The sequence below is a fragment of the Flavobacterium ginsengiterrae genome, from assembly GCF_039539785.1.
GTDB lineage: Bacteria > Bacteroidota > Bacteroidia > Flavobacteriales > Flavobacteriaceae > Flavobacterium > Flavobacterium ginsengiterrae.
The window spans coordinates 199,712-219,532 of the sequence record NZ_BAABDU010000004.1 but is presented as its reverse complement, the minus strand read 5'-3'; the positions used below and the strand labels follow the sequence as shown (position 1 = coordinate 219,532).

Below are 19,821 nucleotides of genomic sequence, written 5' to 3'. Positions count from 1 at the left end.
GGGGTTATAAGATCTAAAATCTAAAAATCCAAGAAGTCTAAAAATCTAAGTTATGAAACTTTGGGAAAAAGGAATACCAACAGATAAACAAATCGAGCAATTTACAGTTGGAAACGACCGTGAACTGGATTTAGTTTTAGCAAAATACGACGCTTTAGGTTCAATCGCTCACGCAAAAATGCTGGGACAAATTGGGTTATTAACTGAAGAAGAAACAACTTCTTTAGTCGATGCTTTAAATGAAATCATTGCAGATATCGTAGTTGGAAATTTCGAAATCGAAGACAGTTTTGAAGACGTACATTCAAAAATCGAATATTTGCTGACAGAGAAACTTGGCGATGCAGGAAAGAAAATCCACACCGCACGTTCTCGTAACGATCAGGTTTTAGTTGATGTTCATTTGTATTTAAAGGACGAATTAAAAGCGATCAAAGAACAGGTAAAAACATTGTTTGATTTGTTAATGGAATCGGCAGAAAAATATCAAAACGTTTTATTGCCAGGATATACACATTTACAAATTGCAATGCCATCGTCTTTCGGAATGTGGTTTTCTGCTTACGCTGAAAGTTTGATTGATGATGTAACAATGCTGAATGCAGCTTCGAAAATTGTAGACCAAAATCCGTTAGGTTCTGCAGCAGGTTACGGAAGTTCATTTCCAATCAACAGAACTTTTACCACTCAGGAATTAGGTTTTGAGACCTTAAAATACAATGCTGTTGCGGCACAAATGAGCCGTGGAAAAGCAGAAAAAACAGTTGCTTTTGCCATGACAAGTGTTGCAGGAACCTTATCAAAATTTGCAATGGATGTTTGTTTGTATATGAGTCAAAATTTTGATTTTATTGGTCTTCCGGCACATCTTACAACAGGTTCAAGTATTATGCCTCATAAGAAAAACCCGGATGTTTTCGAATTAATCAGAGGAAAATGCAATAAGATTCAGGCGCTTCCTTATGAGATTACTTTAATTACGAATAACCTTCCAAGCGGATATCACAGAGATTTACAACTTTTAAAAGAAGGTTTATTCCCTGCGATTCAAAACTTAAAAGCGTGTCTGGATATTGCGATTTTCTCAATAAAAGATATCACGGTAAAAGAAGGAATATTAGAGGATAAAAAATATGATTATTTGTTTACAGTAGATACTTTAAACGAAATGGTAGTTGACGGAATGCCTTTTAGAGATGCTTACAAAGCTGTTGCGGAACAATTAGAAGCAGGAACGTATAAATCTCCAAAAGAAACGAAACACACACACGAAGGAAGTATAAATAATTTGTGTTTAGATGCAATTAAAGATAAAATGAAAGCAGCTTTCTAAAAGCTCTTTTAAATCTAAATAAAGATGCTAAGTCTATAAACTGCTAAGCTTCTAAGTTTTTCTTTTTAAAACTTAGAAGCTTAATTTTTTTATATTTTAGAATCTTAGCACCTGGAACCTTGTTTCTTTAAAATAAGTATTTATACCTTAAGAAAATTCGACCTAAATTCTATACATTTGAGAAATAGTTATTTTTAAGTTAAGAAATATGACGCAATTTGACGAACAGTTAACTCAGGAGCTTTTCGAGAAAAATTTAATTACTGAAAATCAGTTTCAGGAAGTTAAAGAATATCGAAATCTCAATATTTTCTCTTTAAATGTAGAATTAAAATTATTGCTTTCTCTTGCAGTTTTAATGTTTACCACCGGAATAGGAATCCTTATTTATGATAATATAGACAGTATTGGTCACATCGCACTTTTGGCTATTTTATTTATAGTAACATGCGGATGTTTTTATTATTGTTTTAAAAATTCTAAAGGATTTCAAAAAAATGAAACTACATCAGAAAGTCCGTTTTTAGAATATGTCGTATTAACTGCAAATGTTTTAACCTGCATTTTTATAGGTTATCTTCAATTCAAATATGAAGCTTTTGGAACTCATTATGGTCTGGCGACGCTGGTTCCAACAATTGTTAGTTTTGGATGTGCTTATTATTTCGATAATAAAAGTGTTTTAACAATTGCTGTTACAGGTTTGGCGGCGTATGTTGGTCTTTCGGTAACGCCGCAGGATATTTTTAACGACAATAATAACTTTTATGCGAATCAGAGTTTGAGTTATTCGGCTGTTTTTCTGAGTGTATTATTAGTTTTATGGACAACTTACAGCTATAAAATTAACCTAAAAACGCATTTTGCATTGGTGTATCTCACTTTTGCACTTCACATTATAAGTGTTGCGTGTATAAGCAATATGGTTGGTGATGAGTTAACATGGCTGTTTTTTACTTTAATTCTGGCTGGTTCATCTGTTTATTTTTATAAAGCCAGTTATCAGCAAAAATCAATTTCGCTGTATGTTTTTATGATTATTTATGCTTTTATAGGATTAAATATTCTTCTGTTTAGAATCTTTGATCATATTGATTTAGATGATTTCTGGGAACTTTTGATTCTTATTCTGCCGATTTACGCAATTGGATCAATTGTAATGTTTATAAGATTGATTAAAAAATTCAACAAAGAAATTTCAAAATGATAGTACACGATAAAAATTTGTTGCACAATGCAGCTTTGATTGATGAGGCTGAAAATCTTGAAAATGGCGGTTTTATCAGCAAAGAACAAAAAAAGATCATTAAAAAATCACTTCCGGCTTTTAATAGTCAAAGTAATATTTTAGTTCGTATTGGATTCTTTTTATTAGGATCATTTCTTCATTCGTCAATTTGCGGGGTTATTGCTCTTGTGGGATTCAGCGGTATGTCAGATTCTTTTTTAAAGGTTTCTATGTATCTTTTTGCGATTATTGGTTTTGCCGGAGCAGAGCTGCTTGCTTCTCAAAAATACCATAATCATGGTTTAGATGATGCTTTTATTTTGGGAGGCATTTTAAATCTTGGAATTGCGGTTGTTTTTTCAACAGAACACTATTATACGGGAATTATTCCTGCCATTTTTATCGCTGTAGCTTCTATTATCGCTTTTCTTCGATATCTGCATTTGCTGTCAATGCTTGTTTTTTGTTTTGCTGCTTCGGCTGTTTTATTTTTTGGAATGTTTGAAATTGGCGATCTAGGAAAAACAATTCTGCCATTTGTGGCAATGCTGGTTTCGGGCGGGTTTTATTTCTTTACAAAACAAAGACTTAAGCATTTAAAAGAATCTTATTATTATAACGGATTATTGTTAGCAAACAGTTTTTGTTTAATTCTGTTTTATCTTTCCTGTAATTATTTTGTAGTAAGAGAACTTTCATTAGAACTTTTAGGAGTAGACGTTCTTCCCGGGCAGGATATTCCGTTTTCATTTTTCTTTTATGCTTTTACATTTTTAGTTCCTGCGGTTTATCTGGTTCAGGCATTAAGAACAAAGGACAGAATAATGCTTTGGATAAGTTTTGCAGCAATAGCATTCACAATTTTTACGATTAGATTTTACTATTCTGTTCTGCCTATTGAAGCCGCATTAACTATTGGCGGACTTATAATGTCTGCGATTGCGTATTTTTCTATTCAAAAATTAAAAAATAAGGAATCAGGTTTGACTTTTAAACCAGATAGAATTACTCATTCAACTGCTATTTTAAATGCCCAGACTTTAATTGTTGCTTCGGCTTTAGGAGTAAAACCAGAAGTAAAAACAACTTCGCCAATGGATTTTGGAGGCGGAGGATTTAGCGGTGGCGGATCTGGAGGAAGTTTTTAAATATATGTTGTAAAATGTAAAAAGTGAAATGTAATCTGTATTCCAGTTTACATTTCACTTTTTAATTTTTTACAAAGAAAACTAATCTAAGTATCGCTCGTATTCTTCTATTTTACTGCGTAAACGATTTTCTAAATAAGCGTTTCCGCCTTTTAATTTTTCTAGAATAATAGCCGCTTCTTTTTTATAATTCTGTCTTTTAAGATTGTCCCAGGTTTTTGGCGGTTTTTGCAAATTTGTAATTCTATCCGCTAATTTTACAGCCCAGACTTCTTTTCTTAGTTTTGAAATTCGGTCTAAACTATCCAGCATTTTTTCTTCTTTTGGGAGATTTTCATTTTTAGTAAGCGCCGAAACTCCTTTGGCAATTTCCAGTCCAAATTCTGTTTCCAATTCCTCAAATGTCGTATTGGTATCTTCTAAAGTATCATGAAGCAAGGCAACTTGAACAGCAAAATTCAAATCAAAATTATCAGAATGATTTGCTGCAACCAGAATTTCCATTGTAACATTACTTAAGTGAATAACATACGGAAGATTTGAATCTGTAATCGTTTGATTGTTTTCTAAATGCTTTATTGTGGCAAAAATTATTGTTTTTTGATAAACCGTCTGAACATCCATTTAAATCATCTTTAGAATTACTAAACTTTACTTTTTAAAGCTTCGGCATCGATATCACTATGCGAAACATTGTAAACTGCTTTTCCGTTTTTGATTAAAATAAGTTGTGGCGATTCATGATACACACCAAATCGGCTGGCAATTTCATTGGAAACATCTCTGTGAGCAATTAAATCCAGAAAGTAAGCATCAACAACTCCTTCAAGATTGTATTCTCTTTCAAATTGTTTTAAAGCCATACGGCTTATACTGCATCTGGTACTGTGTTTAAAGATTACAACCGGCTTTTCGTTAGAAATAGCTTCAATTTCCATTAACTGATGAATATCAGTCAATTCTGTCCAGTTTACTTTACTTTTTGAAGCTTCTGAGTTCTCTGAACTTCCGAAGATTGAATTAAAAAAACTCATATTTGGCTTGTTTTATGACTTTTTGACGTGTAAAAATGATTAAATTCAAGTTTTTAGCGTCATTTTGTCTGTTTTTTTACTATGGAATATAATTTGTCTATTCGAACACAAAGTTAAATTATTTTGAGTTAAAAAATGATCTCAATAAATCGTAACTTTAATCTTATAAAATAAATAACAATCAATCATAAATCGAAAAAATATGAATATAAATAAGTTTACTATTAAATCGCAGGAAGCCATTCAGTTGTCGCAGCAATTAGCGCAGCGAAACGGCCAGCAGCAAATTGAAAATGAACACATTTTCAAAGCTATTTTTGAAGTTGATGAAAACGTAGCGCCATTTATTTTGAAAAAATTAAACGTAAATGTGCCTTTGTTTTTACAAATTTTAGACAGTACAATTCAGAGTTTTCCAAAGGTTTCCGGAGGTGATATTTTACTTTCAAGAGACGCTAATAAAGCTTTGAACGAAGCTGAAATTATTGCACAAAAAATGAACGACGAATATGTTTCGATCGAACATTTAATCTTAGCCATTTTTGATTCTAAAAGTAAAGTTTCTCAGATTTTGAAAGATCAGGGCGTTACTGGAAAAGGTCTTAAAGCGGCGATCGAAGAATTACGTAAAGGCGAAAGAGTAACTTCGGCTTCGGCAGAAGAAACCTATAATTCGTTAAATAAATATGCTAAAAACTTAAACGAATTAGCCAGAACGGGAAAACTGGATCCGGTTATTGGTCGTGATGAAGAAATTCGCCGCGTACTTCAGATTTTGACTCGTAGAACCAAAAACAATCCAATGCTTATTGGTGAGCCCGGAGTTGGTAAAACGGCTATCGCAGAAGGTTTGGCACACAGAATTGTTGATGGTGACGTTCCGGAAAACCTGAAAGATAAAATCGTTTTCTCATTAGATATGGGAGCTTTGATTGCCGGAGCAAAATTTAAAGGTGAGTTTGAAGAGCGTTTAAAATCGGTTGTAAAAGAAGTTACAGCGGCAGAAGGTGATATTGTTCTTTTTATTGATGAGATTCATACGCTTGTAGGAGCGGGCGGAGGTGAAGGCGCAATGGATGCTGCCAACATTTTGAAACCGGCTTTGGCTCGTGGAGAACTTAGAGCAATTGGTGCTACAACTTTAGATGAATATCAAAAATATTTTGAAAAAGATAAAGCTCTTGAAAGACGTTTCCAAAAGGTACTTATTGATGAGCCGGATACCGAAAGCGCGATTTCAATTTTGCGTGGTATTAAAGAAAAATACGAAACGCACCATAAAGTTCAGATTAAAGACGAGGCAATTATTGCGGCTGTCGAACTTTCACAGCGTTATATTACAAATCGTTTCTTGCCAGATAAGGCAATTGACTTAATGGACGAAGCAGCTTCGAAACTGCGTATGGAAATCAATTCAAAACCTGAAGAATTAGATGTTTTGGATCGAAAAATTATGCAGCTTGAAATTGAAATTGAAGCCATTAAACGTGAAAAAGAAGAAAGTAAGCTTAAAATTCTTCACATGGATTTGGCTAATTTAAAAGAAGAACGCAACGAAATCTATGCAAAATGGAAATCTGAAAAAGATATTGTTGACGGAATTCAGGCTGTAAAACTTGAAATTGAAGATTTTAAATATGAAGCTGAACGCGCTGAACGTGACGGCGATTATGGAAAAGTAGCTGAAATTCGTTACGGAAAAATCAAAGAAGCACAAGAACGTCAAGAAACGCTGCAAAAACAACTGCAGGAATTTCAACAAGGTAATTCTTTAATTAAGGAAGAAGTTACAAGAGAAGATATTGCTGAGGTTGTTGCAAAATGGACAGGAATTCCTGTAATGAAAATGCTTCAGACAGAAAGAGAAAAACTATTGCATCTTGAAGATGAATTACACAAACGTGTAGTAGGTCAGGAAGAAGCGATTGAGGCTGTAAGTGATGCCGTGAGAAGAAGCCGCGCCGGTTTACAGGATATGAAAAAACCAGTTGGAACATTCTTATTCTTAGGTACAACCGGAGTTGGTAAAACGGAGCTGGCAAAAGCTTTAGCCGAATATCTTTTTGATGATGAAAATGCGATGACTCGTATCGATATGAGTGAGTATCAGGAACGTCACAGTGTGAGCCGTTTAGTTGGTGCGCCTCCGGGATACGTAGGTTACGATGAAGGCGGACAATTAACAGAAGCCGTTCGTAGAAAGCCGTATTCTGTAATTTTGTTAGACGAGATCGAAAAAGCGCATCCGGACACGTTCAATATTTTACTCCAGGTTTTAGATGAAGGCCGATTAACTGATAATAAAGGACGTCTGGCTGATTTTAAAAACACGATTATTATTATGACTTCAAACATGGGAAGTAATATTATTCAGGATCGATTTGAAAACCTGAAAGGAAGTGTTGAAGCAGCAATGGAATCTGCAAAAGATGAAGTTCTGGGATTATTAAAACAAACCGTTCGTCCTGAGTTTATTAACCGTATTGACGAGATTGTAATGTTTACACCGCTTACAGTTGATAATATTTCTAAAATTGTAACGCTGCAGTTAAAAAGTGTTACCAAAATGCTGGCACTGCAAGGTATTACAATGGATGCAACTCCAGAAGCTATTGCTTACTTGTCAGACAAAGGATATGATCCGCATTTTGGTGCAAGACCTGTAAAACGTGTGGTTCAGAGAGAAGTTTTAAATCAATTGTCGAAAGAAATTTTGGCAGGAAATATAACAACAGACAGTATCATTCTTCTTGATGCTTTTGATGGAAAATTGGTTTTTAGAAACCAAACAGGTAATGTTTAATGATTTGTTTAGTTAATTATTACATTCGAAGGACACCGGCAGCAATGTCGGTGTTTTTTATTTATAACCGTGAATAATGAAACTTTTAGAAAAATTAATATAAAGAAAATTTTGTTCTTAATTCTCAAATTTACAGTAACATAAAAACAAATTACTATGAACAATTTATTTAGAGGATTACTGGCTGGTTACGGAGCAAAAAAATTAGGCGGAGGATGTTTTGGAACGATAATCGTTTTTATAATTCTTTGGGTTTTATTAGGTCAGTGCAGTTAAAATTAAATCCAATTTTCGTTAAAGAGATTAGCGTAAAAAGTAGTAGATTCGCACAGCTAAACATAAAACAAAGACAAATATAATGGCATCAGGTTTTTTCGTATTATTAGACGATATCGCAGCAATTATGGACGACGTTGCTGTAATGAGTAAAGTTGCAGCAAAAAAAACAGCAGGGATTTTAGGCGACGATTTAGCCGTAAATGCAGAGAAAGCTTCGGGATTTGCATCCTCAAGAGAGCTTCCTGTTTTATGGGCAATTAGTAAAGGATCGCTTCTTAATAAAATAATTATCCTGCCGATTGCGTTTTTATTAAGCGCATTTTTTCCGGTAGCGATTATTGTAATTCTAGTTCTTGGAGGCTTGTTTTTAGCTTACGAAGGAGCAGAAAAAATATACGAATTTATTTTTCCTCATAAACATGAAGAATCTGAAGGAATTACCGAAGAGACTTTTACGGAAGAACAAATCTTGGAAGCAGAAAAAGGAAAAATTAAGTCTGCAATCGTAACTGATTTTATATTATCTGTTGAAATCGTAATTATTGCATTAGGAACTGTTATTGGTCAGCCTATTGCGCAGCAGATTATCGTAACTTCTATTATCGCACTAATTGCAACGATTGGTGTTTATGGTATTGTAGCGCTTATTGTTAGAATGGATGAAGCTGGTTATAAACTTATAAAATTCAGCAAAAGAGAAAAAAGCATCTCAAAATTTATTGGGAATATTTTGGTAAAAGCACTTCCGTTAGTTATTAAAGGTTTAACGGTTGTTGGTACAATAGCTTTGATACTAGTTGCAGGCGGTATCTTTGTACATTACATTCCATATTTTCATCATATAGCAGAGGAAATCAATATTCCTTCTATTATTAAAGAATTTGTAATAGGACTTATATTAGGTTTTGTTGTTTTAGGTCTTGTGAATTTGTTTAAAATGATTTTCAAAAAGAAAGAACCAGCATCGTAATTATACTTTCTAAAAATATAAAAAAACACCAGTCGAAAGACTGGTGTTTTTTTTATTTCTACTCATAAATGATTATCAATATCAATAGTTTTAAAAGTTTGTTTTGTACAGTAAAACTTACTTGTATGAAAAATATTTTAAACAATAAGTTTTTCAAATTCAATTGTTTAGTCTTTTTAATATATCAATTAACATTTTGTATAAGCAACCATTATCGTCGCTTTACATCTTCATAGTAATTAACAATTAATTATTATTTTATATGAAAAGTTTTAGATTAAATTTTGCTTTAGTAGTATTATTTTTAACAATTGCATTTGTTTCATGCAATAATGATGACGATCATGCTGAAGCACCTGTTAAAACAAAAACAGCATTTGTAACAGATATTAAAGGGCCGGCAACGGGAAAAGTAAATGATGAATTGAGTTATGATGTAACTTTTGTGCTAGACAATGCTTGTGGCGAATTTGTAAAAATTAGTGAAACAGCAATTGGCGCTGCAAAAGGATTTCAGGTTGAAGTAAAATATCCTTCAGAAGTTTGTACACTACAGATTCCGGAACCTAAAAAAACAATTTACAAATTTAAATCTGCAACAAAAGGAACTTTTGAAATCAAATTTAAAAAATCAGAAACTGAATTCTTAACTCAAAAAGTGGTTATTGAATAGGTTTTAGCTTTAGGTTATATTAACCATTTTGCATCTGTTTGAAATTTTAAAACATTTGTAAAATGGTTTTATTTTTAAAGACGTAGAAAAAAAAATAGATTATTTAACATTTTATCAAGCAACCTTTGTATTTTAGCTTCATCTTCATAATAATGAACAATTAATTAAATTTTATATGAAAGTCTTTAGATTACAATCAGTTCTAATAATGTTATTTTTGGCCGTTTCTTTGGTTTCATGCAGCAGTGATAATGATAATAAGAGTGAAACACCGCAAACTACTTCGAGATCTGCAAATGTTACTGCAATCAGCGGGCCGGCTACTGGCAAAATTGGAGTTGATATTAATTATGATGTTTCGTTTATCGTAGATAATGCTTGTGGTCAATTTGACAGAATCAGCAGTATATCTATAGGAAAAGAAGAAGGATTTCAGGTAGAAGCTAAATATCCATTAGAAACTTGTTCAAACCAAACACCAACAGCTCTTCATACTGTTTATACTTTTTCACCGGTTTCAAGAGGAACTTTTGAAATTAAATTCAAAAAATCAGAAACAGAGTTTTTAGTAAAAAAGCTAGTGATTGAATAGTTATTCTACAGCATATTAAACGAAACCATTTTACAGCACTGTAAGATGGTTTTTTTATTTAGAAATATTTATCATTTCATAGACATCTCCGTTTTTGCTGTTCCTTTAAAAATTACTATTTTTGCACTCTAAATTTTATGTCATGTCTAAAAGAAAATATAAAATATCCGTTATTCAGTTAAATCTGAATGATGTTGCCGAAAATAATCTTAAAAAATGTATCAGCTGGGTAAGAGATGCTGCAAGTCAGGGAGCAGAAGTTATCTTACTTCCGGAATTATATAGCAGTCATTATTTCTGCCAAAGTGAAGATGTAGATAATTTTGCATTAGCAGAACCATTGTACAGTACTTCATTTATTGCTTTCAGCGAATTGGCAAAAGAACTTGGAGTAGTTATTATTGTTCCTTTCTTCGAAAAAAGAATGGCTGGAATTTATCACAATAGTGCTTATATTATTGATGCAGATGGAACTGAAGCTGGTTTATACCGTAAAATGCACATTCCGGACGATCCGCATTTCTATGAAAAATTCTATTTTACACCGGGAGATTTAGGTTTCCAAGCTATCGAAACTAAAAAAGGAACTGTTGGAACATTAATCTGCTGGGATCAATGGTATCCGGAAGCGGCTCGTATTACAGCTCTTAAAGGTGCAGAAGTTTTATTTTATCCAACAGCAATTGGATGGCATCCTAAAGAAAAAGAACAATACGGTGAAAACCAATATGGCGCCTGGATGAATGTAATGAAAGGGCACGCAGTTGCAAATGGAGTTTTCGTAGCAGCAGCGAATAGAATTGGTCTTGAAAAATACATTGACGGAACTGAAGGAATTCAATTCTGGGGAGCTTCTTTCATTGCTGGACCACAAGGAGAAATTTTAGCTCAGGCTTCTCATGATAAAGAAGAAATCTTAATTGCTGAGGTTGACTTAGATTTACAAGAAAACGTTCGTCAAAACTGGCCGTTTTTCAGAGACAGAAGGATTGATGCTTTTGGAGATATTACAAAAAGAGCAATCGATAAATAATTAGGATTTACCTATAATTAAAAAAGCTGTCTTTTCTAGACAGCTTTTTTTGTATGCTCCAGCGGAGCAAAATATTTATAGTGTTTCAGCACAATACAAATGAAAAGAGCTCCAGCGGAGCGATATCTATAAATTGTTAACATGTCGCTCCGCTGGAGCTCTTAATGCACATGTCTTTTCTTTTCCATAAATATTTCGCTTCTCCGAAGCTCTTTTGTAATTTATATTTAAAACAAAAAAGAACTGTTTCATTATTGAAGCAGTTCTTTTTCTTGTTTTTATGTTTATAGGGATTACTTCACCTGGAAAGTAACTCTTCTTACGATTTGACGAGCTTCTTTAGAATTTTTATTTACAGAAGTATCTTCACCGTTTGCAATTACATTTAATCTTGAAGCATCTATTCCGGCATTTACGGCTACTTTTTTCACAGCCTCAGCTCTTTTTCTAGACAATTCAGTATTGTAAGATGTGTTTCCAATTTCATCAGCATATCCAATAATGTCAGCTGATTTTCCTGGATTGTTTTTCAAGTATTTCACTAAGAAATCAACACCAGATAAAGAAGCATTTGTTGGTTTAGACGAATTAAAGTCGAAGTAAACATTTACATAGCCGCCATTGATTAACTGTTCAACAGATCCGTTTGTTGCTGTTTCGCTTCCTTTTTTAACATAAGTGTTTTCTAAGTAGCTTTCTAACTCGTCAGGCACACCATTTTGATTTGTATCAATAGATTGACCTTTTGTGTTAACTGCAACACCAGAAACAGTGTTTGGTTCTAAATCGTATAAATCAGCTACACCATCTTTATCAGAGTCAATAAGACCTGTTTCGATTACATCAACTCTTTTTTCAAGTTCACCAATTCTGTCTTCTTCGCCAACCCAGTCAGCATGTTTTTCGTTTTTACCTAAGTAGAAAGTTAAACCAACAGAAGCATTTAATAGAACTCCATCAAATGAACCAGTTGTAGTATTTCCCATTCCGTCAAAGTTCCAGTTTTGTCTTCCGTTTACAATTCCGGTAAGGTCTCCAGTTAAAGCAACTCGGTTACTTAATTTAATTTGTCCTGTTAAACCGGCAATTCCGTGCGCCATGTAATCTTGTCCTCCAAAACCAGTTTCAGTGCTGATTTGCGAAACTCCAAAACCACCATGAGCCAAAATACCAATTGTATTAGTCCATGTTTCAAAGTTTAAAGCACGTCCAATGTTTACAACACCTTGGAAACTAGCTCTTACATATCGGCTTTCAAAATCAGGAGTGTTTTTTTTCTCTTTAAACTGATCGTATCCAACATCTAATTTAACCCCGAATTTTGGATTAAACATATATCTAACACCTAGATCCCCGTGAAAGAAATTTAATGATTCAGTTGTATAACCTGCAGTCATTGCTCGGGTTGGTTTGTTAACACCACCATTTAGTTCGATAGACCATTTGTTGTATTCAGGTTGGTTGGCTGCTGGTTTTGCCGACGTAGTAGCCATATTTTGTGCACCTGCTGTTAGTGCTAATAGTAAAAGGGAAAATGATGCTAATTTCTTTTTCATGATATCAAAAATTTAATTGGGTTTTTATTTAAACTCCAGACAAAATTAAAGGTCATGTTTAAGACAAAGTTCTATTTACTCTTACATAATTTCCACTAATTAACGTATAATTCTGAAAATCTGTTAATTAAAATTCAATTTTTAATCAAAAAAAAGGGTAAAATTTAAATTTTACCCTTTTTGAAATAGCGAAATAATGGTTATTTTAAATCTGGCTGATAAATTTTTACAGTTCCGTCGCCTTCGCTGCTTACTACTAATAAACTTCTTTTAGTAGGGCTTTTTGAAGCTGGAATAAAAAGAATTCCTTCTGGTGCATCGCCTGTTTTTACAGTTTGTAAATATTGAGGAGAAACTGGATTTGTAGCGTCATAGACCATAAAAGCGTCAGATCTTTCAAGACCTACGAATATAATATTCTGATTTCCCATTTTTGCAGCAACTACCGCTTCTGGTTCAGAACCCTTGTCGTCACTTCTTTTATCATCATACGTTCCTAATTCGTTTGTTTTTTTGTCAACATCATTTTTGCTGTCATAAACAATTTTTCCAGTGTTGCCGTTCCAGATAGAGAATGATCTTGCACCAAAACTTACCATTTCGTCTAAATCACCGTCACCGTCAGTATCTCCCATATCGGCAACAAGATTTAATCTTCCCATATTGGCATCTAATTTTAAAGTTGCTGCATCTGGAAAAGCAGTTGGGTCAAGCTTCATGTTTTTCATACGTTTCACATCAGAATAAGCATTGTATTCTCTTGCATCACCTTCATTGGCTGTAACAAAGTACGGAGTGTTATTTACCGTAAAATGACTTATAGCATCCGGCATATATAATCCTTTTACTTTCCATGGATTAAAAGCAATTTTGTCATCACTGTCACTCACATCAATTGCATTTTCGGCAGTATTAAAATCTTTTAAACCCAAAGGATAAATAGCAGTAATTGTTTTAGAAGTTAAATCAACTTTTGCAACGCCATTGTTTTCTTGTAAAGTTACCCAAGCCGTTTTAGAATCATCAGAAATTGTAATGTATTCCGGTTCAATATCCTGAGCAAAACTTTTAGCAAATTTTGAAATTCTGAATCCGTCTTTTGCTAATGCAGCTGCCTGACCTGCAAATGAGCTAAAATCAAGTGTCGTAACTGTATAAGAAGCAGTTTCGATAATTGAAATCGTTCCGTTTGGATCTAATGAATAATCTGTATTTGGTTCCCCTTCATTTGCTGTCATAATATATTTACCATCTGGAGAAAACGTAATCATATCAGGTAATGCACCAACCGTAACTTGTTTGATTAAACTGTAATCTGAAGTGTTAAAAACAGCAACTTTACCATTTGCCTGTTTGTTAGTAGTCGATTCTAAAGCAACAGCAAGTTTTCCATCAAAAACAGAAACACTGTTTGCAGCACCCTCATAAGCAGCTAAATCAATTTGTCCAATTTTGGCTGGTTTCGTTGGGTCAGTAATATCAATAATATCAATTTGGTTAACTCCGCTGTTATTTACCGTAAATAATCTTTTTGTTTTTTCGCAGTAAGCAGAGATTTCGGCTGCAGCTTCACCGCCAATAGTAATAGATCCAATTTCTTTAAAAGTTCCCGGATTTTCGTTTATTGTAACTTCTGGTTCGTTTTTAGGATTTTCATCGTTATTGCAGCTTGTCATAAATACAAGAGCGGCTAATAATGTGATGCTTAAATTTTTCATTTTGATTGTGTTTTAGTTTTCGCCAAAAGTAATTCCCGGATTTGGGTGGAATATTAAGGATGTATTATTTAATCTTTAACTTAAATTTTATAAGATATTTTATATGAAATGTTACATCTTTTCAAAGACTTGTTTTATAATCCTATCGAATGATTATCTTTGCACTTTCTAAATTAGAACGTATTTATGTCAACAAATAATAGAAGATTTCCAGCAGAATGGGAAAAACAGCAAGGAATTGTATTGTGTTTTCCACATAATGGTAATGACTGGCCGGGCAAATATGAAGCTGTTCAATGGGCTTTTGTAGAGTTTATTAAAAAAGTAGCCGCATTTGAAACTGTTTTTTTGGTAGTTGCCGATGAAAAATTAAAAGAAAAAGTTGCCGAAATGCTTGAAAGAGCTCGTGTTAACCTTAGTAATATATCGTATATCATTCATAAAACGAATAGAAGCTGGATGCGTGATTCGGGACCTATTATTGTAAAAAATGGTTCAAAAAGAGAAGCATTAAACTTTAATTTTAATGGCTGGGCAAAATATAAAAATTACCAGTTAGATAAATTCGTTCCGGGTAAAGTAGCCGATTTTATTGATGTGCCATTAACTCAGGTTATGTACAAAGGAAAGCCGGTAATTGTAGAAGGCGGCGCTATTGATGTAAATGGAAAAGGAACCTTATTAACTTCTGAAGAATGTTTAATGCACCCTACAATTCAGGTTAGAAATGCCGGATTTACAAAAGAAGATTACGAAGCTGTTTTTAAAGAATATCTTGGAGTAACAAATGTAATCTGGCTTGGAGATGGAATTGAAGGAGATGATACACACGGTCATATCGACGATTTATGCCGATTTGTAAATGAAGATACAATCGTAACTATTGTAGAAACCGATAAAAATGATTCTAATTACAAACCGTTGCAGGATAATTTAAAACGTCTTCAAAACGCAAAATTAGAAAACGGAAAATCTCCTGTAATTGTAGCATTACCAATGCCTAAGCGTGTTGATTTTGAAGATTTGCGTTTACCGGCAAGTTATGCAAACTTCTTGATTTTGAATAATTGTGTTTTAGTACCAACATTTAATGACAGCAATGATAGAGTGGCATTGAATATCTTGGCAGAATGTTTCCCTGATCGTGAAGTAATCGGAATTAGCTGTATTGATTTTATTTGGGGCTTTGGAACTCTACATTGTTTGAGCCAGCAGATTCCGGCATAATTTTCCGTCGTTAATTATACTGATTTTCAGATATCTTTTGATAAAATAGAGAATTTTTTTATTGACAGAAAGATTCTTTTATATTATTTGAGCTGTCACTTTTAGTGGCAGCTTTTTAATTGACATATACTTAACATAACAGTCTGCCGAGTGTACTAACAACCTTCTTATATTCGTGCAGTTAACAATGCAGAAATGCAGATTCAATTTTTATATGAATAAAATATTTTTTATCCTTTCTTTGCTTTCTTCCGGAGCACTTTTTTCACAAACTGATTTACAAAAAAATCCTGAACTTACATTTGCGACTTACAATGTAAGTATGGAATCTGAAAATTATTCGCCAAGAGGTGCAAAAGGAAATTCAGAACAAATATTGATTAATGAGCTAAATTCAGGAAAGAATCCTCAAATCAAAAACATTGCACAAATTATTCAGACCGTAAGACCGAACGTTATTCTGTTAAACGAGTTTGATTACATTGAAAATCCTAAACTGGGTGTAAAAGCTTTCATTAAAAATTATTTAAAAGTGAGTCAGGGCGGAGCGACGGCTATTGATTACCCTTACTATTATTATTCAACTGTGAATACGGGTAAGCCAAGTCCTTTCGATTTGAACAATGATGGCAAATTAGACAATTATGGAAATGATGCCTGGGGATTTGGTATGTATCCGGGCCAATACGCTATGGTGCTTTTGTCAAAATATCCTATTGATGTTAAAGCGGTTCGTACTTTTCAAAATTTCAAATGGAAAGATATGCCTGGTGCATTGCTTACTAAAAAGCCTGATGGATCAGATTGGTATAGCAAAGTGGCATGGGCACAATTTCCGTTATCTTCTAAATCTCATTGGGATGTTCCTGTTTTAATAGGAAAGAAAACAGTTCATATTTTAGCCAGTCATCCAACTCCTCCTTCTTTTGATGGCGCCGAAGATCGTAATGGAAAAAGAAATCATGATGAAATCAGGTTTTGGAAAGACTACATTTCAGATGATTCTGCTTCCTATATTTATGATGATAAAGGTGTAAAAGGAGGTCTAGCCTCGAATTCTCAATTTGTTATAGTGGGAGATCAAAACGCTTCGCCTGTGGAAGGAAGTGCAATCGCAGAAGGTATTAAGTCATTATTAGCTCATCCTAAAGTTAACAGTGAGTTTACACCCGCAAGTAAAGGCGGTGCTGAATATACACCGCAAAACCCTTTTGGAGTTAATCATACAGCATTTTGGAGAATGCGTGCTGATTATGTATTACCTTCTAAATTTGGTTTTAAAGTTATTGATAGTGGTGTATTCTGGCCGGCCAAAGGTGAGCCAATGTCTGAATTGGTTGAAAAACGTGAATCAAGTTCAGATCATCGTTTAGTTTGGGTGAAGGTAGTTTTAGAGTAGTTTTTTATGCTTGAAATAAAACTTTAGATAGTTCTAAATAAAAAAGCTTGTTAGAGAATATCTAACAAGCTTTTTTAAAATATATTCTACATTAAAAATTAATGTATACTATCTTCTCTTCATTGTCTGATAAAAGGAGGTAATAACTGGCTTGAAACTTCACCAAAACCAATTCTTACTTCGTTATTCTCACAGAAACCGCGAATAATAACCGTATCGTTATCTTCAATAAATTTACGTTCCTCTCCGCCATTTAATTTTAACGGATTTTTTCCGCCCCAAGTTAATTCCAGCATAGAACCAAAACTATCCGGAGTTGGTCCTGAGATTGTTCCTGATCCCATCATGTCACCAGAATTTACACGACATCCGTTAGACGTGTGATGTGCTAATTGCTGGGTCATAGACCAGTATAAATATTTAAAATTAGATTTTGAAATAACCGTTTCTTCCTGATCTTCCGGTTTTAAAGAAACTTCTAAATGAATATCAAAAGCTTTTTTACCTTTTGTTTGTAAATACGGAAGCGGAGTAGGGTCTTGTTTAGGACCTTTAGTTCTAAAAGGCTCTAAAGCATCAAGCGTTACAATCCAAGGAGAAATTGAAGTAGCAAAGTTTTTAGCTAAAAATGGTCCAAGCGGCACATATTCCCATTTTTGAATATCTCGTGCGCTCCAGTCATTTAGTAAAACCATTCCAAAAATATAATCTTCAGCCTCATAAGTAGAAACATTTTCGCCCATTACATTGACATCAGTAGTAATAAAAGCAGTTTCTAATTCAAAATCTACTAAACGTGAAGCACCAAAAACAGGAGTGTCGTGTCCGGCAGGAAGAGTTTGTCCCATAGGTCTGTGAACCGGAATTCCAGATGGTACAATTGTAGAGCTTCTTCCGTGGTATCCAACCGGAATATGCAGCCAGTTTGGCAGCAAAGCATTGTCTGGATCACGGAACATTTTACCTACGTTTGTAGCATGTTCTTTACTTGAATAAAAGTCAGTATAATCACCAATTAAAACCGGCAGCTGCATCTCTACATCTTCGATTTTAAATATAACAATATCTCTGTGTTTTGTTGTATCTCTTAGTTGAGGATTAGTTTCGTCGAAAATATCAGCGATACGATTTCGAACCAAACGCCATGTTTTTTTTCCATCAGAAATAAAATCATTCAGCGTGTCCTGCATGAACATATCATCTGTTAATTCTATTCCCTCAAAATAGTTTAATTGTTGTAAAGCCCCTAAATCTATAGCATAATCGCCAATTCTGGTTCCCACTGTAACGACATTTTCTTTGGTAAGAAACACGCCGAAAGGAATATTTTGAATAGGGAAGTCACTATTTTCTGGTACTTCTAACCATGATTTTCTATTGGTATCGTTGGCGGTTATTGGCATGTTAGATGTTAATTATTTGTTGAAAAATTACATGTCAAATATATCATAATCTAACAGTATCACAAACGTTTTTTTGTATTTTTGCAGGAAATTAACGAAAAACGAAAAAATGCAACGCGACGAACAAATTTTTGATCTTATCCAAGAGGAAAAAGAAAGACAAATTCACGGACTAGAGCTTATCGCTTCAGAGAACTTTGTAAGTGATGAAGTAATGGCAGCAGCAGGGTCTGTTTTAACGAATAAATATGCTGAAGGTTATCCAGGTAAAAGATACTATGGTGGCTGTGAAGTAGTTGATGTTATCGAGCAGATTGCTATTGACAGAGCTAAAGAATTATTTGGTGCTGAATATGCAAACGTACAGCCACACTCGGGTTCTCAGGCAAACACTTCTGTTTACCATGCTTGTTTAAATCCTGGTGATACTATTTTAGGTTTTGATTTATCTCACGGAGGTCACTTAACGCACGGATCGCCTGTAAACTTCTCAGGTCGTTTATACCGTCCGGTTTTTTACGGTGTAGATGCTGAAACAGGTCGTTTAGATTATGATAAAATTCAAGAAATTGCTACAAAAGAAAAACCAAAATTGATCATCGCCGGAGCTTCTGCTTATTCTCGTGATATGGATTTTGCTCGTTTCAGACAAATCGCTGACAGCGTTGGAGCAATCTTATTTGCTGATATCTCGCACCCAGCTGGTCTTATTGCAAAAGGATTAATGAATGACCCAATTCCACATTGTCATATTGTTTCTACAACAACTCATAAAACATTAAGAGGACCACGTGGAGGTTTGATCTTAATGGGGAAAGATTTCCCAAATCCACAAGGATTAACAACTCCAAAAGGAGAAATCAGAATGATGTCTTCATTATTAGATTTAGCTGTTTTCCCTGGAAATCAAGGTGGACCATTAATGCACATTATCGCTGCTAAAGCGGTTGCATTTGGAGAAGCATTAAAAGATGAATTCTTTACATACGCTATGCAATTGCAGAAAAATGCAAATGCAATGGCAGATGCTTTCGTAAAAAGAGGATACAAAATTATCTCTGGCGGAACTGATAATCACATGATGCTTATTGACTTAAGAAATAAAAATATTTCTGGTAAAGAAGCTGAGAATGCATTAGTAAAAGCAGAAATCACAGTAAATAAAAACATGGTTCCATTTGATGATAAATCACCATTTATCACATCTGGTATTCGTGTAGGAACGGCTGCAATCACAACTCGTGGTTTAGTTGAAGCTGATATGGAAACTATCGTAGCTTTAATCGATAAAGTTCTTTCTGATCATACAAACGAAGATCTTATCGAAGAAGTTGCTGCTGAAGTAAACGAAATGATGAGCGAAAGACCGATTTTCAAATACTAATTATTTAGTTTCAGGTTTATCCCGAAACTTCGGGATCAAGT

16 protein-coding genes are annotated in these 19,821 nt (G+C 34.0%); 11 read left to right on the top strand and 5 right to left on the bottom strand.

Annotated features, from left to right (window positions below):
• Positions 1 to 52 precede the first annotated feature (52 nt).
• The 3 genes from argH (at position 53) to ABD859_RS11380 (ending at position 3,709) form a co-directional block, all read left to right on the top strand.
• Complete coding sequence (gene argH / locus ABD859_RS11390) at positions 53 to 1,333, top strand: argininosuccinate lyase (protein WP_345144347.1); 1,281 nt, start codon at positions 53 to 55, stop codon at positions 1,331 to 1,333.
• A 208-nt stretch (positions 1,334 to 1,541) separates the two neighbouring features.
• Entirely contained in the window at positions 1,542 to 2,540 is a 999-nt protein-coding gene (locus ABD859_RS11385; RefSeq protein ID WP_345144345.1) for a DUF2157 domain-containing protein, read from the top strand.
• Complete coding sequence (locus ABD859_RS11380; protein ID WP_345144343.1) at positions 2,537 to 3,709, top strand: hypothetical protein; 1,173 nt, start codon at positions 2,537 to 2,539, stop codon at positions 3,707 to 3,709. The genes ABD859_RS11385 and ABD859_RS11380 overlap by 4 nt, the downstream gene beginning before the upstream one ends.
• Positions 3,710 to 3,790: 81 nt before the next feature.
• Here ABD859_RS11380 and ABD859_RS11375 read toward each other — a convergent pair whose 3' ends face one another.
• On the bottom strand, positions 3,791 to 4,333 hold the full coding sequence (locus ABD859_RS11375) for an HD domain-containing protein (RefSeq protein WP_345144341.1): 543 nt from the start codon (positions 4,331 to 4,333) through the stop codon (positions 3,791 to 3,793).
• Positions 4,334 to 4,353: 20 nt separating this feature from the next.
• Positions 4,354 to 4,743 carry a bacillithiol system redox-active protein YtxJ gene (gene ytxJ / locus ABD859_RS11370; protein WP_345144339.1) on the bottom strand — a complete coding sequence of 130 codons (390 nt, stop codon included), beginning with the start codon at positions 4,741 to 4,743 and terminating at the stop codon, positions 4,354 to 4,356.
• 202 nt (positions 4,744 to 4,945) lie between these two features.
• Between ytxJ and clpB the strand changes: the two genes are divergently transcribed.
• The 5 genes from clpB to ABD859_RS11345 all read left to right on the top strand — a co-directional run bounded on the left by clpB (position 4,946) and on the right by ABD859_RS11345 (position 11,093).
• A complete protein-coding gene (gene clpB, locus ABD859_RS11365; RefSeq protein WP_345144337.1) occupies positions 4,946 to 7,546 on the top strand; it encodes an ATP-dependent chaperone ClpB in 2,601 nt (866 codons plus the stop codon).
• 358 nt (positions 7,547 to 7,904) lie between these two features.
• A complete protein-coding gene (locus ABD859_RS11360; RefSeq protein WP_345144336.1) occupies positions 7,905 to 8,795 on the top strand; it encodes a DUF808 domain-containing protein in 891 nt (296 codons plus the stop codon).
• A gap of 262 nt (positions 8,796 to 9,057) precedes the next feature.
• Positions 9,058 to 9,468 carry a hypothetical protein gene (locus tag ABD859_RS11355; RefSeq protein ID WP_345144334.1) on the top strand — a complete coding sequence of 137 codons (411 nt, stop codon included), beginning with the start codon at positions 9,058 to 9,060 and terminating at the stop codon, positions 9,466 to 9,468.
• A 175-nt stretch (positions 9,469 to 9,643) separates the two neighbouring features.
• The gene (locus ABD859_RS11350) at positions 9,644 to 10,060 is read left to right on the top strand and encodes a hypothetical protein (RefSeq protein WP_345144332.1); all 417 of its coding nucleotides are present in this window, start codon (positions 9,644 to 9,646) and stop codon (positions 10,058 to 10,060) included.
• Positions 10,061 to 10,202: 142 nt separating this feature from the next.
• On the top strand, positions 10,203 to 11,093 hold the full coding sequence (locus ABD859_RS11345) for a carbon-nitrogen hydrolase (RefSeq protein WP_345144330.1): 891 nt from the start codon (positions 10,203 to 10,205) through the stop codon (positions 11,091 to 11,093).
• 293 nt (positions 11,094 to 11,386) lie between these two features.
• Here ABD859_RS11345 and ABD859_RS11340 read toward each other — a convergent pair whose 3' ends face one another.
• Both ABD859_RS11340 and ABD859_RS11335 read right to left on the bottom strand, forming a co-directional pair.
• Positions 11,387 to 12,649, bottom strand: coding sequence for an OmpA family protein (locus ABD859_RS11340; protein WP_345144328.1), 1,263 nt, complete (start codon positions 12,647 to 12,649; stop codon positions 11,387 to 11,389).
• Positions 12,650 to 12,849: 200 nt separating this feature from the next.
• Entirely contained in the window at positions 12,850 to 14,367 is a 1,518-nt protein-coding gene (locus ABD859_RS11335; RefSeq protein ID WP_345144325.1) for a choice-of-anchor I family protein, read from the bottom strand.
• A 186-nt stretch (positions 14,368 to 14,553) separates the two neighbouring features.
• On the opposite strand from ABD859_RS11335, the gene ABD859_RS11330 reads away from it, so the two are divergent.
• A complete protein-coding gene (locus ABD859_RS11330) occupies positions 14,554 to 15,594 on the top strand; it encodes an agmatine deiminase family protein (RefSeq protein ID WP_345144323.1) in 1,041 nt (346 codons plus the stop codon).
• A gap of 214 nt (positions 15,595 to 15,808) precedes the next feature.
• Positions 15,809 to 16,993, top strand: coding sequence for an endonuclease/exonuclease/phosphatase family protein (locus ABD859_RS11325; RefSeq protein ID WP_345144321.1), 1,185 nt, complete (start codon positions 15,809 to 15,811; stop codon positions 16,991 to 16,993).
• Between the two features lie 119 nt (positions 16,994 to 17,112).
• Here ABD859_RS11325 and fahA read toward each other — a convergent pair whose 3' ends face one another.
• On the bottom strand, positions 17,113 to 18,396 hold the full coding sequence (fahA, locus tag ABD859_RS11320; protein ID WP_345144319.1) for a fumarylacetoacetase: 1,284 nt from the start codon (positions 18,394 to 18,396) through the stop codon (positions 17,113 to 17,115).
• A gap of 109 nt (positions 18,397 to 18,505) precedes the next feature.
• Here fahA and glyA point away from each other — a divergent pair, with 109 nt between their 5' ends.
• Positions 18,506 to 19,780: a serine hydroxymethyltransferase gene (gene glyA, locus ABD859_RS11315; protein ID WP_345144318.1), complete on the top strand. Its 1,275-nt coding sequence runs from the start codon at positions 18,506 to 18,508 to the stop codon at positions 19,778 to 19,780.
• Positions 19,781 to 19,821: the final 41 nt, after the last annotated feature.